Genomic DNA, 14922 nt, shown 5'->3' on the forward strand with positions numbered 1-14922 from the left:
GCTATATGTTCATTCATCATCTACACAATATTTTCCTATAGATCAAAAAATGACATATCCCTCCGCTGCAGAGATTAATCATCCCTCAGGCAAGACGAATATGTCATTCGCAATGAACCCTGAATTAAGAGAGTAAATCAAGTAATCTTTGCAGATCCTGTTGACTATAATAGTTAATTTCTATTTTACCTTTTTCTTTACTCGCTTTGATTTTTACTGTTGTCTTGAACTTTTCTCTTAAGCTTCCTTCAACCTCTTCAATATAAGGATCACGTTTTTGAGATGCCGGCTTCTGTTTGTCCTTTTTCTTACGATCCAGCTGCTGGACAGCATCCTCTAGCTCCCTTACGCTCCATTCATGATCGATACATTGCTTGGCAAGGTCCTTAATCATTGCCGAATCCTTCAATCCAACCAAAGCTCGGGCATGTCCCATGGACAATGTTCCACGTGAAACATATTCCTTCACTTCCTCCGGCAAAGACAACAGCCTTAGAAAGTTTGCAATGTGGGAACGAGACTTGCCAACCTTCATCGACAGTTCTTCTTGTGTAAGCTGGAACTGATCCATTAGCCCTTGATAAGCCACCGCTATTTCCATAGCGTTCAAGTTTTCACGCTGCAAGTTCTCTATTAAGGCAATCTCCATAACCTGTTGATCGGAAAAAGATCTGACAACAGCTGGAATCGTTTCATTGCCGCAATATTGAGAAGCCCGAAATCTCCGCTCACCGGCAATAATTTCATATCCCTTTAACACGCTGCGAACGATGATTGGCTGAATCACACCATGCTGACGAATCGATTCCGCCAACTCGCGAATTGCATCCTCATCAAACGTTTTACGTGGTTGATACGGGTTGGCACGGAGCTGATTCAGTGGAATATCTACCACCTTATCATCCTCTTGAATGGAGAGCGATGGTATCAGCGCATCCAAACCTTTCCCCAATCGTTTACTCATAAGAGACCACTTCCTTTGCCAACTCTAAATATACTTCCGCTCCCTTAGACCGGGGATCGTAGGTTATAATGGATTGACCGTGCGATGGCGCTTCACTTAAGCGAACGTTACGTGGAATAACTGTTTTGTAAACTTTTTGCTGAAAATATTTCTTGACCTCTTCAATGACCTGAATCCCCAAATTAGTACGGGCATCAAACATCGTAAGCAGCACACCCTCAATTTGCAGAGACGTATTTAAATGCTTCTGAACGAGACGAACCGTATTTAAAAGTTGGCTCAAACCCTCCAGGGCATAATATTCGCATTGAATCGGAATCAACACAGAGTCAGCCGCCGTAAGCGAATTGATGGTCAGAATACCAAGCGATGGCGGGCAATCAATAAGCACATAATCATACATATGCTTCACTTGTTGAATCGACTTCTTAAGCCGGACCTCCCGCGAGATCGTAGGCACAAGCTCGATTTCCGCCCCTGCTAGTTGAATAGTAGCAGGAATGATATCCAATCCTTCAACCTCCGTCGAAACGATGGCTTCCTTTGGATTCACTTCATTAATCAGCACGTCATAAATACAATTGGCAACATCAGCTTTATTGATCCCGACACCGCTTGTCGTATTTCCTTGTGGGTCAATATCAATGAGCAGCACTTTTTTACCGATCGCAGCAAGTCCTGCCCCGAGGTTGACGGAAGTCGTCGTTTTACCGACCCCTCCCTTTTGGTTAGCAATGGCAATGATTTTAGACAATCTATTTCACCTCAGTATCCGTTAAAAATCTTCTTGTAGTGTATTTCTAGGCAGTTACAACTAAGCTGAAGCTACAAAAAGACAACAAAGTCATCCTATGCCATGCACTCTGCATGAATGATCATTCCCGCTAGCTGCGAGTTCGGTTAGATGGAAATGACCCTGGAAGACTCAAGCCATTTTGCCGAAAAAGAAGCTGACCTCTTAACCTCGCGGTCATGGTCAGCGAGTAACATACATTATCTTTTAGGAATTTGAATCACAATTTCATAGTGATCTTCATGGTCTTTCTCCGAAGTCTTAATCTCCATTCCCGATCCGGTCACCATATCAATGGATTGGCGGATCGTATTCAGAGCGAGCCGAACATCCTTCGAGAACGAAATTCGTCTTGGCGACTTCTTATTCTTGGCAACCTCTTTGTAAAAGGCTACCCGGGCTTCGGTCTGCTTCACATTCAACTCTTTGCTGATGATTTCATCCAATACCTTCAATTGCAGTTCCTCGGTATCCAGAGACAATAGTGCCCGTGCATGACGCTCTGTAACTTTACGTTCCATTAGCGCAGTTTTTACTTGTTCAGGCAATTGAAGCAGCCTAATTTTGTTGGCAATCGTCGATTGACTTTTCCCCAGCCGCTGAGCCAAACTCTCTTGGGTGAGCTGATGCAGATCAATCAAATTCTGGTAAGCCAGAGCTTCTTCGATTGATGTGAGCCCTTCCCGCTGTAAATTCTCGATCAAAGCAATCGAAGCAGCTTGTGAGTCGTTGAAATCCCGCAAAATAGCCGGAATTGTTTCATAGCCTAACTTTATGACTGCCCTCCAGCGTCTCTCCCCTGCGATCAGTTCATATTTATCATTTCGGTAACGAACTACGATAGGTTGAATTACCCCATGCGTCTTGATCGTTTGGCACAGCTCTTCGATTTTCTCATCGTCAAAAATAGTCCGGGGTTGGTATGGACTGCTTACGATTTCACCAACCGGAATTTGTTTCACTTCATCTCCGCTGCTTCGTTCGGTAAAACCAAACAATTTCGAAAATTGTTCTTTCATTCCGTAAATTACCACCTAATTTGATAGTGTCATAAGGCGAAGCCTTATGGGCTGCATTTCCTTGCTTAAGAAGACAGACCGCTACTTACGGTTGTGTTCCTTTTCGATCATAGAGGATTAGCATAATGGATAAAGACTACTAATTCTATCATCTTTAAAAATAACGGGAAAGCTGCACAATAAACGGAGAAAAACGTCTATCGACGTACTCTCTAAGAAGACAGAACCGCAAGTAGCGGTAATTTTCTTCTTGAAATAGTCCCACCGAGAAAATCGATCACCTATGTATACCTTCAAGGTGAATTATCTCATAGCTGGTTATATTTCAAGATGAATTCTCGAGCAACATTCTCAAAAAAATTCATTCCTCAATAAACAGTTAGAATGGTGCTTGATCGTAGAATTCAACTACATCGGGCAAATGATGATCGATATATCTATTCTACCACTTTTTTCTCTATAATCCTATTCTCTTATTCAGCATTTTTTTTCGCTTTTCTTGACATGAATAAGAGATCCCCCAGCATAGATTGTTTCACGTGGAACAATTTACTGAAAGGATCAAAAACGCACTAATTAAACTAAACGATCGGTGATTTTAAAGGTGTGCCTGCCTTCCGAGGGTAAGCCTTTGGCGTAGCAGCAGTTTTCTTGACGAGAATAATATGGCGGTCAGAGTCCTCCATGGGCAGCTTAAAGTGGTGATTGCCAATCAGCTTGCCATTAAGCACCTTCATGCTTCGGGCCGCTTCCTCTACCTCTTCTCGAGGATCGCTTCCCTTCATTGCTGCAAACACGCCACCCACCTTAACAAAGGGAAGACAGAACTCATTTAGTACAGCCATCCTAGCAACAGCACGGGCTGTAACTAAATCGAATTGATCACGATATTGTGGTTTGCGTGCAATATCCTCAGCCCGGCCATGGATGAGCTCTACACCGTCTAACGACAGCTGATCCGCGATGTTTTGCAAAAAATGAATTCGTTTATTCAGCGAGTCTACGATGGTTAGCTTCAATTGAGGAAAGCATATCTTTAAAGGAATGCCTGGAAATCCTGCTCCAGAGCCGATATCCGCCAAAGAGTGAATACCCCTCATATTCAGATGAAATGCCAAGGATATCGAATCATAAAAATGCTTCACATATACCTGTTCACGTTCGGTGATTCCCGTCAGATTCATTTTTTCATTCCAGGACACCAATTCCTTGAAGTACGTTTCAAACTGGGTCAACTGCTCCGCATTCACCTCGATCCCATGATCGCGGAGCATGGATTGAAATTCAGATTGTACTTGATCCAATCACTTATCCTCCTGCAGCGGTAACCCGATTATAATGTTCCAAATAGACGAGCAAAATGGAAATGTCAGCTGGCGAAACTCCGGAAATTCGTGAGGCTTGCCCGATGGAAAGCGGTCGGATTTTGGCCAGCTTCTGGCGAGCTTCGATGGCCAAACCTTGAATATCCTCATACTTAATATTTTCAGGCAGTTTTTTCTTTTCCATTTTTTTCAATTTTTCAACATGAAGCAGCTGTTTCTCGATGTATCCGGCATACTTCACTTGAATCTCGACCTGCTCCCTCATCTCCTCATCCAAGTCCACCCCGGCTGGGGAAAATTGATGGATCAGATCATAGGTTACTTCTGGACGGCGCAAAATCGCCAGTAAATTGCTGCCATCCTGAATTGGCGCCGAACCAATTGCTTCCAACAAAGGATTGATATCCGCAGGGCGTACCTTGCTCGTCCGCAGACGCTCTACCTCTTGCTCTACCTTTTCCTTCTTGTCGAGGAATGCCGCATACCGCTCCGGTGAGATCAGTCCGATATCATAGCCGATTTGCGTTAATCTCAGATCCGCATTATCGTGGCGAAGCAGGAGACGGTATTCTGCCCGCGAGGTAAGCAGGCGGTACGGCTCATTGGTGCCTTTAGTCACCAAATCGTCGATCAGCACCCCGATATAGCCTTGGGAGCGATCCAGCACGACGCCTTCCTTGCCTTGAACCTTGCGAGCGGCGTTGATGCCCGCCATGACGCCTTGAGCTGCCGCCTCTTCATAACCTGACGTTCCGTTAATTTGTCCTGCTGTAAACAAACCGGGAAGCTGCTTCGTCTCCATCGTCGGCCATAGCTGCGTCGGAACGATAACATCATATTCGATCGCATAGCCGTTTCGCATAATTTTGGCATTCTGCAGCCCAGGAACCGAGCGAACGATTTGCTCCTGCACCTCTTCCGGCATGCTCGTCGACAAACCTTGAACATAGTATTCCGCCGTATTCTTGCCTTCTGGCTCAAGGAAAACCTGATGCTGCGGCTTATCGGCAAATCGAACGATTTTGTCCTCGATGGACGGACAATACCGTGCTCCCGTTCCTTCAATAATCCCCGAGAACATCGGCGCGCGATGCAAATTGGCATTGATGATTTCATGCGTCTCGGGCGAAGTATAAGTCAGCCAGCATGGCAGCTGCTCGTTATCCGAGCTTTTCGTTTCATACGAGAAAAATTTAGGATTGTCATCTCCCGGCTGGATTTCCGTCTGGGAAAAATCAATCGAATCGCGATGAACCCGCGGCGGCGTTCCCGTCTTGAAGCGAACCAGCTCGAAGCCAAGCTTCTTCAGGCTATGAGACAACGTTACGGCCGGCTGCTGATTGTTCGGCCCGCTCTCGTAGGCCAGCTCGCCCATGATGATTTTGCCGCGCAAATAAGTTCCCGTCGTCAAGACGACTGCCTTGCTGCGGTATCTCGCCCCCGATTGGGTAATGACGCCTACGCACTTGCCATCCTCCACAATCAGATCCTCAACCATGCCTTGGCGCAGCGTCAAGTTGTCCTGCTTTTCCAGTGTCTCTTTCATCGTATGCTGATACAGCACCTTATCCGCCTGCGCGCGAAGCGCATGAACAGCGGGGCCTTTTCCCGTATTCAGCATCCGCATTTGGATGAATGTCTTGTCGATATTGCGGCCCATCTCCCCGCCGATTGCATCCACTTCTCTAACGACATGGCCTTTGGCCGGCCCCCCAATGGAAGGGTTGCACGGCATAAATGCCACCATATCCAGGTTAATCGTCACCAGCAATGTTCTACAGCCCATGCGTGCTGCGGCCAAGGCAGATTCACTGCCGGCATGTCCAGCACCGACGACGATGACGTCGTATTCTGCTGCTTCAAATCCCATCCTAAAACCCCCTTTAAAATCCATGATTATATAGTAGAGAAACGTCATATTCATTAAAATTTTAACTACTTAAAACGTTCTTTTTCATCATACCATGAATGAACGCCGTCCATACGTAAGTGATCTTATTTTCCGAGACAAAATTGGGAGAAAATTTGATCGATCAGCGCATCCGGCGCAGCATCGCCGATCACCTCACCCAACTGCTCCCAAGCAAGCCGCACATCAATTTGCAGAATATCGATCGGAATACCTGTATCAGCTGCCTCGTAAGCGTCCGCAAGAGACTGTTTCGCCTTGTTCAGCAGCGCAATATGACGCACATTGCTGACGTAGGTCAAATCCCCCGACTCCAGTTGCCCGCCGAAGAACAGCTTTGAAATGGCATCCTCCAGATGATTGAGACCTTCCTCCGTCTTCACTGAGAGTTCTACGATCGCTTCCTCCGGGAAATATCGGTTGACTACTTCCCTGTTCAACTGGGAAGGCAAATCAATTTTATTGATTAACACGATCGTCTGCCGCCCTCTAAGCTGCTCCATCAGATGGATCTCGTCCTCATGCAGCAGCTCAGCATTGTTTAGCACAAGCAAAATCAAATCCGCTTCATGCACCGCAGCCCGAGAACGCTCCACCCCAATTTGCTCGACAACATCGATTGTTTCGCGGATGCCCGCCGTATCCAGCAGCTTCAGTGGAATATTGTTAATCGTCACGTACTCCTCAATCACATCCCGGGTAGTCCCCGGAATATCGGTGACGATTGCTTTATTCTCTCTCGCCAATGCGTTCAGCAGCGACGATTTGCCGACATTGGGCCGTCCGACAATCGCTGTCGTAATGCCTTCCCGCAAAATTTTACCCTGGTTGGCGGTCCTCAGCAGCTCGTCGATCCCTTCCGTCACTTCCGCGCATTTCGACTTGATGAACTGCGTCGTCATCGACTCTACGTCATGTTCGGGATAATCTATATTCACCTCGATATGCGCCAGCGTCTCCACCAATGTATGACGCAGCGCCGTAATTTTCCGGGACAGATTGCCCTCTACTTGCTTGAGAGCAAGCGAGAACGCCCGATCCGACTTCGAGCGGATCAAGTCGATGACCGCTTCTGCCTGCGACAAGTCAATCCGTCCGTTCAAGAATGCACGTTTTGTGAACTCTCCCGGCTCGGCCAGCCGGATATTCGGCTGCAGCAGAAGCAGATCCATCACCCGTTTCACGGAAATAATCCCGCCATGCGTGCTGATCTCCACAACATCCTCCGTCGTGAACGAGCGAGGCGCACGGAACACCGAAACCAGGACTTCTTCCAGCTTCTCCTGTGTTTTAGGATTGATAATAAAGCCATAATGAACGGTATGGCTATCTGCCTCAGTCAGCGGCTTCCTGGAGCGAAACAATGCTCCCACTTCAGCAATCGACTCCGGCCCGCTGACCCGGATTACCGCAATCCCACTTTCACCTACTGCCGTCGATATGGCAGCAATTGTATCGCTCAACATGGTTCATTCACCTCATGATTTATAGAATAAAATTTTGCTTGCTTAGCTTAAAACCCGTGGTGAAAATTTTAGCCGCGCCGCATTCCGTTTGATCCTTCGATCGCTGTTGTCGCCAGATTATGATGATCTGATAAATTCGTAAGAGGTTATAATCCGCCGACAAAGGCGACCGCTACCGCTTCTCCGAATTCAAACGGCCTGCTCTGCTACTCTTTTCACCTACCACATTCAAACACTATAATTCCCACACAAACCCAAGCGCATCCCGAAGGGACAGCGCCTCCTTGCACACACTAACCGCATACACACCGCCCCCACTCCTACGCCCGCAGGAGCGTCGAAAGTAAAGCGTGCCCGATAAGGCGAAAGCGACTCCTTTCCCCCACCCCAACTCGGGTGCGCCGACAGCAGTAGTGCCTGCAGTGTGTTTTCAGGTTGCCCAGGTGCTCCAAAAGTAAGACGTACCCGAAGGGGGAAAAGCGTGCCTCGAACAAACCTAAGCGCATTCCCGAAGGGAACAGCGATGCAGGAGCGCCTCTGTACCTCCCGCGTTACTCCAGTTTGCGGGAGTCCTGAGGGCTGCCAAGCCCTGGGGGCCCTCCCTTACGGTAAGGGAGGGTTTGAGAGGGTTGAGACAAAAAACAAGACGCAATGACATTTGCCGAAACAACGTCATTGCGTCCCCATTCATTTGCTCTGCTTCAGGGCGATCACCACACGCCGGTTAGGCTCCTCACCTTTGCTGTAAGTCTTAACCTCCGGATGGTCCTGAAGTTTGGAATGAATCACTTTGCGCTCTTGCGGCGACATCGGTTCAAGCGCTAGCTCTTTTCGGGTTCGAACCACCCGGCCAGCAAGCCTGACGGCCAAATCCTCGAGCGTCTTTCTCCGGCGTTCCCGGAAATTCTCTGCATCAAGCACGATACGAACGAAGCTATCGGAATAACGGTTAGCGATAATATTCGCCAAATATTGCAGGGCATCAAGGGTTTGTCCTCTCCGCCCGATCAGTAATCCCAAGTCACTGCCGGAAATGTTCAATACGGTGTTATCCTTCTTATGTTCAATTTCCACATTTACCTGAAGACCCATATTCTCGCCGACGTCTCGAACAAATGACGCCGCCTCCTCATAAGGATCCCGTTCGTTGCTAACCTCATCCTCTAGAGCAGCTACAGGAACAGTATGGCTCGAACGGCTTCCTTGAAGCGGTTCTGAAACGGTCTCCTCCAGCAAGGTCAATTCTACCTTGGCTTCCTTGACACCGATCAGCCCCAGGAATCCTTTTGACGGCTGCTCCAACACATTCACGGCGACTTTATCCTCGGTAGTGCCGAGCTTGGCCAATCCTTGTTTTACAGCTGCTTCAACGGTTTTTCCCGACGTCACAATTTTATTCATTTCGACTTTTTGGCCTCCTTGGCTCCTTTGCCGGGATGACCGGCTTTCAAATTGGAACCGCCCTTTTTCGACTTCGTTCCGCCGCCGCCTTGATTACTCGCTGTAGCAACGACAGGGTCTTTCTTGCGATAAATGAAATAGTTTTGCGCAATCGTATATAGGTTACTGTACACCCAGTAAAGAGGGAGTGCTGCAGGGAAGTTGTAGGCCATGATGAAAATCAACACTGGGTAGACCAGCATCATGAACTGCATCGGCCCTTGCATGCCTGCTGGGTTCATGCTCGACATCATTTTCGTTTGGATGTATGTCGTTAATGCAGCAATAACAGGCAAAATAAATAATTTATCCGGTTCCCCGAGCTGCAGCCACAAGAATGAATGTGTCGAAATCGCCGAGTTATTGTAAATCGAATTATACAGCGCGATAAATACCGGCATTTGAATTAATAAAGGGAAACAGCCGGCCATCGGATTGACGCCATGCTCCTGAAACAGTTTCATCGTCTCCTGCTGCTGCATTTCCGGATTATCTTTATACTTTTCCTTAATCTTCGTCAATTCAGGCTGAATGGCTTGCATCGCTTTCGAGCTCTTGACCTGTTTGAGCGTCAGCGGCAAAATCAGCGTACGTACAATAATAGTAAGAACGAGAATCGCCAGCCCGTATTCCCCGCCAAACCAATCCGCAAACGTATCCAAAGCAAGCGAGAAGTAATAAACGACATTCGCCGTCCACCAGGAACCGCTGTTACGCATATTTTCAGTCGTCGTAGCATTATTCGTAACTTGTCCGCAACCGGCAAGCACGACAACCAGGCCGATCGCTAAAATGAGGAGAAGCCACTTGCTTCTGTTCTTGTTAAAACGCGACACTTCAAAACCCCTCTCTTAACCTATCCATTCATCGTAAATCATAACATATTTAAAAGGACAAATAAACAAGCATCCCTAAGGCTTGAAAGGCTTGAGCAGCGAGGCTTTACGCAGAGCATGAAGCACGCTTTTCTCCAGTTCCTGATACTCCATCCCGACAGCGCCTTTTCTCACGATGAAAATAATGTCCACATGATCCCTGATCTTTGATTCATGCAGTCTAACGATTTCTTTGATCAACCGGCGCATCCGATTGCGGACGACCGCGTTTCCGATTTTCTTGCTGGCTGAGACGCCAAGCCGAAACCGCTCTACCTCCGGTTTGTTCGACCAATAGACGACAAGCTGGCGGTTCGCAAATGACTTCCCGAACCGATACACTCGGCTGAAATCAGCCCGGTTCCTTAATCGCAGCTTCTTATGCACGACAATCTCCTTGCTTTGAACCCTGCCAAAGAGGATGCAGGGCTTCACTTTCTTTGTATTATAAACCAACGCCAAAAACGGTAAACCTCATTTTCAAATAGGTGTCCCGTTCCATGAATAAACCATATTCCTGATTCCTGCACGTGAAAATCATAACGTTCATCGCAATGCCAATGGATCCCGAGGTCTTTGCGCGATATTACAGCAACAAAAATACCCCGCAGCAACAAGAGCGCTTCGAAATCACTTCCGGCAAATATCATGCGGTACCACAACCGAAGGACGGAAACGAACAAGCGGAACGTTCACTGCAGGGAGCCTTAACTAGCAATATAATTCACCATAAACTCTTCAGCGATCCAGCGCATTAAATTTTAAAAAAAGACCACCGTAGTGGTCTTCACGCTGTCATTACGCACTGAGTACTTTTCTGCCTTTTTGACGACGAGCAGCCAGAACTTTACGGCCATTTTTCGTGCTCATTCTCTTACGGAAACCGTGAACCTTTTTACGTTTGCTCACATTCGGTTTGAAAGTCGGTTTCATTTATCGCACCCCCTTACAGGTCTAACTTCTATATTCACCATTTTCATTATCCACAGAAAATGCCTTTTTTCATTTAACCATAAAACCCTGAGTAAAGTCAACCGGGCCCGGCATTTCTTTTTGATCATCTTTTTTGAGCTATTTTAAAATTATGCACAATCCCCAAGCCCGAAACAAAAATTTCTTGTCCACAGCTTCAAATCCTCCATTTTTCGAATAATAGTTATACACATGTGGAAAACTATTTTGAAATAATGTTTACAGTTTCGCAGATGGATATTTTGAAATAATGTTTACAGTTTCGCAGATGGAGAAGTATAATCAGATTCAAGTTGTATACAAGTATACCAATTGAGGAAGGGAGCAACACAACAATGAAACTTGGCATGATCGGTCTTGGCAAAATGGGATATAATCTGGTGCTTAATTTGCTGCGGCATCAGCATGAGGTTGTAGCCTACGACGTAAATGAACAGGCTGTTAAAAAAGCGGCTGACAATGGAGCCATTCCTGCGTCTACTTTAGAGGATATGGTCGCTTCTCTTCAGACTCCGCGCATCATTTGGGTTATGGTTCCCGCCGGCGATCCGCTGGAATCCACTATTACTGCTATAACTCCCCTGTTGAGTCCAGGAGATATCGTGATCGATGGAGGGAACTCTCATTATAAAAATTCCGTAAAGCTAGCCGCCAGGCTTTCGCAGCACGGAATTCATTTCTTCGACGTCGGCACATCCGGCGGAGTGGATGGCGCCGAACACGGGGCTTGCTTCATGGTTGGCGGCGATGAAGCAATTTTTCGGAATATTGAACCCATATTTAAGGATATTGCCGTCACAAACGGCTATCTATATGCCGGCAAAGCCGGCAGCGGGCATTTTCTCAAAATGGTGCATAACGGGATCGAATATGGAATGATGCAGTCCATCGCCGAAGGCTTCGAAATTCTGGACAAAAGCGATTTCGAGTTCAATTACGAACAAGTCGCCAAAGTCTGGTCGAACGGCTCGGTCATTCGCAGCTGGCTGATGGAGCTCACGGAGCAAGCTTTTGCCAAAGATCCCAAACTTGAAAATATCCGCGGCATCATGCACTCCTCCGGCGAAGGCAAATGGACGGTCGAAACCGCCCTGGACTTGCAGGCAAGCGCACCGGTCATCGCCCTGTCCCTATTTATGCGTTACCGTTCCCTTGATCAGGATGCGTTTCATGGCAAAGTAGTGGCTGCACTCCGCAATGAATTCGGTGGACATGCAGTAGTAACTGCCGACAACCCATAAATATGCGGGCCCGCTTAAGGAAAACCATGCTATGATTAAGCTTAAGAATGCTTAAAATGGAAATTTTCTCTTTAAGATAGGGGTTAAATGTATGATGAAATATCCTGCTGCTTGGTTAAAAGGAAATTCACTGGGCGAATCTATCGCCAGCCAACTGCGTCTGCAAATTATCCGGGGTCAAATCAAAAGTGGCGAGATTTTATCCGAGAACCGCATAGCTTCCGATTTCGGAACGAGCCGCTCCCCAGTGCGTGAGGCACTAAGGACGCTGTCCGCTGAAGGCCTCATTGTCTTGCAGCGGATGGGTGCCGTCGTCGCAGGCCTTCAGCTCAAAGATATTATTGAGCTGTATGATGTGCGTTACTTGATCGAGAGCTTTGCCTGGCAGCAGCCGGACCTGACGAATTCCGCGGATCTTCTGTCCCGTATGGAACAAATGATTGACAAAATGGAGCTTGCGGCAAAGCACCAGGACTACGTAGAGTTCACCTCCCAGGATATCAGCTTCCATGAGACGATGATTCAGGCTTCGCAGCATGCCCGTATTATGCACTTATGGGCGAGCATTCGCCCTATCGTTCTTACGGTCATGCTGATCACAAATGAGGAAGTGCTCTCGCGCGGCGAAGAACAGACGAAATATGTTATCAACAAGCACCGGAAGCTGATAAGCAGCTTGCAGACCCGGGACAAGTCTGTCATTCAATCCGGCATCGAGGACTATTTCGCAGATTCGCGGCGAACTTTGCAGGCCAGCATTAAGGGTAATACTAATTAGAAAGAACTTATTTTCCAATTTTCAAGTCATTAATAATAGAGGGTAGGTAATAGTTATGGATCATCCCTTATATATGATCGGTATAGATATCGGAACAACTAGCACCAAAGCCGTTTTATTCGAGCAAAATGGCCGGATTATCGCTTCCAGCAACGAGGGGTATCCCCTCTATACCCCATCCGCTTCCGTCGCAGAGCAGGATCCCGAGGAGATTTTTGCGGCTGTCATTCAATCCGTCAAGCAAATTATGGCGGACAGCCAAATCTCCCCCAATCAGATCATGTTCGTCTCGTTCAGTTCGGCCATGCACAGCGTTATTCCGGTAGATCATGCCGGTAAACCGCTTATGCGCTGCTTGACCTGGGCTGACAACCGCAGCCAGCCTTGGTCCGATAAGCTGAAGAACGAGCTAGGCGGTCACGACATTTATATGCGTACCGGAACGCCAATTCATCCGATGTCGCCGCTGACCAAGCTGATGTGGCTTCGTCATGATATGCCGGAAATTTTCCAAGCGGCCGATAAATTTATTTCTATTAAAGAATATGTATTTAAGAAGCTGTTCAATCAATATATTTTGGACTATTCCATCGCCTCGGCAACAGGACTGCTGAATTTGCACAAGCTGGACTGGGATGCCGAAGCACTTGCCCTGGCCGGAATTACGGCCGACCGCCTCTCCGAGCTCGTGCCAACCACGCATGTGGTCCAAGGACTGTCGGAAGCCTATGCACGGGAGATGGGTCTTTCCGCTTCTACCCCATTCATTGTCGGCGCAAGCGACGGAGTATTGTCCAATCTCGGCGTCGATGCCATTGACCCTGGGGTCGTAGCAGTTACGATCGGCACAAGCGGGGCCATCCGCACCGTCGTCGATCAGCCTGTGTTCGACCCGAAAGGACGGATCTTCTGCTATGCGCTTACAGATAAACATTGGGTCATCGGCGGCCCGGTTAACAATGGCGGCGTCATTTTCCGCTGGGTACGCGACCAGTTTGCCGCCTCGGAAATCGAAACAGCTAACCGGCTGGGGATCAGCCCATACGATGTCTTGACGAAAATTGCCGAACGGGTAAGTCCAGGGTCAAACGGGCTGCTCTTTCACCCCTTCCTGTCCGGGGAACGGGCTCCGCTGTGGAATCCGAACGCCCGCGGCTCTTTCTTTGGTTTAACGCTCAATCATCAGAAGGAGCATATGATCCGGGCCGTACTAGAGGGCGTTATTTACAACTTATATACAGTTCTGCTCGCTATGGAAGAACAAATCGGCCAGCCGCAGAAAATTCAGGCCACTGGCGGGTTCGCACGTTCTCCGCTATGGCGGCAAATGATGGCCGATATTTTTGATCAGAAGGTGGTCATCCCGGAAAGCATCGAAAGCTCCTGTCTGGGCGCGGTGATTCTCGGTTTATATGCTCTGGGCAAAATCGATTCTTTCGACATCGTCAAAGAAATGATCGGCGACACGCATGAACATGCGCCTAATAAAGACCATGCTGTCGTGTATAAGGAGCTGCTGCCGATCTATATCCGCATTTCGCGCAAGCTGGAGGAGGATTACGAGGCGATCGCCCGTTTTCAAAGAAATTGCTCTTCAAACCCGTCTGATAATTAATCAAAGCAGCACGCAAAATAGGGAATGATTCAGGGTTGCCCCCTGCTCATTCCCTATTTTTTTCCCCGACATTCATATGTAATAAGAGGATCGTTCAAAGTAACTCACAAGTTCCCCAGAAATTGATTCCACAAATTCCAACCTTTTATTTAACAACTTGTGCATAATTTTTAGCGATAATTCACTCATTATGTCGAATACTGAACAATTTATAAACAATATGTAGTGGTGTGGATTAAAATTATACACAAGTTATTGAATTTGTGGATAATTTGGTGCTGAACATTGAAATACAAGGCTTATTTTGCTATGATTAGATTGCTTTTGATGTGAATATCTAGATGTTAACAACATAATTATCAACAGACTGTGGATAACATTGTGAACAATTTTAAATTATCCACGTTTATAATTATTATAGCCTTCTGACCAATGGGGATAACAGTCCCCTTTATTTATGCTTTTTTTCGACTCGTTCTGCATGGCTCAAGCCACAAATGTGAGATTTAAAAGGAGTGACAGTCT

13 protein-coding genes are annotated in these 14922 nt (G+C 47.3%); 3 read left to right on the plus strand and 10 right to left on the minus strand.

Annotated features, from left to right (window positions below; translation table 11 throughout):
- Positions 1-124 precede the first annotated feature (124 nt).
- The 10 genes from MKX50_RS25370 to rpmH all read right to left on the minus strand — a co-directional run bounded on the left by MKX50_RS25370 (position 125) and on the right by rpmH (position 10724).
- The gene (locus MKX50_RS25370; RefSeq protein ID WP_213591789.1) at positions 125-964 is read right to left on the minus strand and encodes a ParB/RepB/Spo0J family partition protein; all 840 of its coding nucleotides are present in this window, start codon (positions 962-964) and stop codon (positions 125-127) included.
- A complete protein-coding gene (locus MKX50_RS25375; protein ID WP_155613253.1) occupies positions 957-1718 on the minus strand; it encodes an AAA family ATPase in 762 nt (253 codons plus the stop codon). The genes MKX50_RS25370 and MKX50_RS25375 overlap by 8 nt, the downstream gene beginning before the upstream one ends.
- Positions 1719-1957: 239 nt before the next feature.
- Positions 1958-2776, minus strand: coding sequence for a nucleoid occlusion protein (gene noc / locus MKX50_RS25380; protein WP_155613252.1), 819 nt, complete (start codon positions 2774-2776; stop codon positions 1958-1960).
- Positions 2777-3357: 581 nt separating this feature from the next.
- Positions 3358-4080, minus strand: coding sequence for a 16S rRNA (guanine(527)-N(7))-methyltransferase RsmG (gene rsmG / locus MKX50_RS25385; RefSeq protein WP_213591791.1), 723 nt, complete (start codon positions 4078-4080; stop codon positions 3358-3360).
- A gap of 4 nt (positions 4081-4084) precedes the next feature.
- Positions 4085-5971: a tRNA uridine-5-carboxymethylaminomethyl(34) synthesis enzyme MnmG gene (mnmG, locus tag MKX50_RS25390; protein WP_213591793.1), complete on the minus strand. Its 1887-nt coding sequence runs from the start codon at positions 5969-5971 to the stop codon at positions 4085-4087.
- A gap of 125 nt (positions 5972-6096) precedes the next feature.
- A complete protein-coding gene (mnmE, locus tag MKX50_RS25395; protein WP_213591795.1) occupies positions 6097-7476 on the minus strand; it encodes a tRNA uridine-5-carboxymethylaminomethyl(34) synthesis GTPase MnmE in 1380 nt (459 codons plus the stop codon).
- A gap of 687 nt (positions 7477-8163) precedes the next feature.
- Positions 8164-8877 (minus strand): RNA-binding cell elongation regulator Jag/EloR, encoded by a 714-nt coding sequence (jag, locus tag MKX50_RS25400; RefSeq protein ID WP_155613248.1) that lies wholly within the window; start codon positions 8875-8877, stop codon positions 8164-8166.
- Entirely contained in the window at positions 8874-9752 is an 879-nt protein-coding gene (locus MKX50_RS25405; RefSeq protein WP_213591797.1) for a YidC/Oxa1 family membrane protein insertase, read from the minus strand. The genes jag and MKX50_RS25405 overlap by 4 nt, the downstream gene beginning before the upstream one ends.
- Positions 9753-9827: 75 nt before the next feature.
- Complete coding sequence (rnpA, locus tag MKX50_RS25410) at positions 9828-10178, minus strand: ribonuclease P protein component (protein WP_213591874.1); 351 nt, start codon at positions 10176-10178, stop codon at positions 9828-9830.
- Between the two features lie 411 nt (positions 10179-10589).
- Positions 10590-10724, minus strand: coding sequence for a 50S ribosomal protein L34 (gene rpmH, locus MKX50_RS25415; protein WP_040735642.1), 135 nt, complete (start codon positions 10722-10724; stop codon positions 10590-10592).
- A 374-nt stretch (positions 10725-11098) separates the two neighbouring features.
- On the opposite strand from rpmH, the gene gnd reads away from it, so the two are divergent.
- From gnd to gntK, 3 genes are all read left to right on the plus strand, one after another.
- Positions 11099-12004 carry a phosphogluconate dehydrogenase (NAD(+)-dependent, decarboxylating) gene (gene gnd / locus MKX50_RS25420; protein ID WP_213591799.1) on the plus strand — a complete coding sequence of 302 codons (906 nt, stop codon included), beginning with the start codon at positions 11099-11101 and terminating at the stop codon, positions 12002-12004.
- Positions 12005-12098: 94 nt separating this feature from the next.
- Positions 12099-12782 (plus strand): GntR family transcriptional regulator, encoded by a 684-nt coding sequence (locus MKX50_RS25425; protein ID WP_213591876.1) that lies wholly within the window; start codon positions 12099-12101, stop codon positions 12780-12782.
- A gap of 73 nt (positions 12783-12855) precedes the next feature.
- Positions 12856-14397 carry a gluconokinase gene (gene gntK / locus MKX50_RS25430; RefSeq protein ID WP_339158090.1) on the plus strand — a complete coding sequence of 514 codons (1542 nt, stop codon included), beginning with the start codon at positions 12856-12858 and terminating at the stop codon, positions 14395-14397.
- The last annotated feature ends 525 nt before the right edge of the window (positions 14398-14922 follow it).

Source organism: Paenibacillus sp. FSL W8-0186 (assembly GCF_037969765.1).
GTDB classification, from domain to species: Bacteria; Bacillota; Bacilli; order Paenibacillales; family Paenibacillaceae; genus Fontibacillus; species Fontibacillus woosongensis.

Coding starts and splice junctions, on each gene's coding strand:
- MKX50_RS25370 (WP_213591789.1), bottom strand. CDS start 964: ATGAGTAAACGATTGGGGAAAGGTTTGGATGCGCTGATACCATCGCTC.
- noc (WP_155613252.1), bottom strand. CDS start 2,776: ATGAAAGAACAATTTTCGAAATTGTTTGGTTTTACCGAACGAAGCAGC.
- mnmG (WP_213591793.1), bottom strand. CDS start 5,971: ATGGGATTTGAAGCAGCAGAATACGACGTCATCGTCGTCGGTGCTGGA.
- mnmE (WP_213591795.1), bottom strand. CDS start 7,476: ATGTTGAGCGATACAATTGCTGCCATATCGACGGCAGTAGGTGAAAGT.
- jag (WP_155613248.1), bottom strand. CDS start 8,877: ATGAATAAAATTGTGACGTCGGGAAAAACCGTTGAAGCAGCTGTAAAA.
- rpmH (WP_040735642.1), bottom strand. CDS start 10,724: ATGAAACCGACTTTCAAACCGAATGTGAGCAAACGTAAAAAGGTTCAC.
- gnd (WP_213591799.1), top strand. CDS start 11,099: ATGAAACTTGGCATGATCGGTCTTGGCAAAATGGGATATAATCTGGTG.
- MKX50_RS25425 (WP_213591876.1), top strand. CDS start 12,099: ATGAAATATCCTGCTGCTTGGTTAAAAGGAAATTCACTGGGCGAATCT.
- gntK (WP_339158090.1), top strand. CDS start 12,856: ATGATCGGTATAGATATCGGAACAACTAGCACCAAAGCCGTTTTATTC.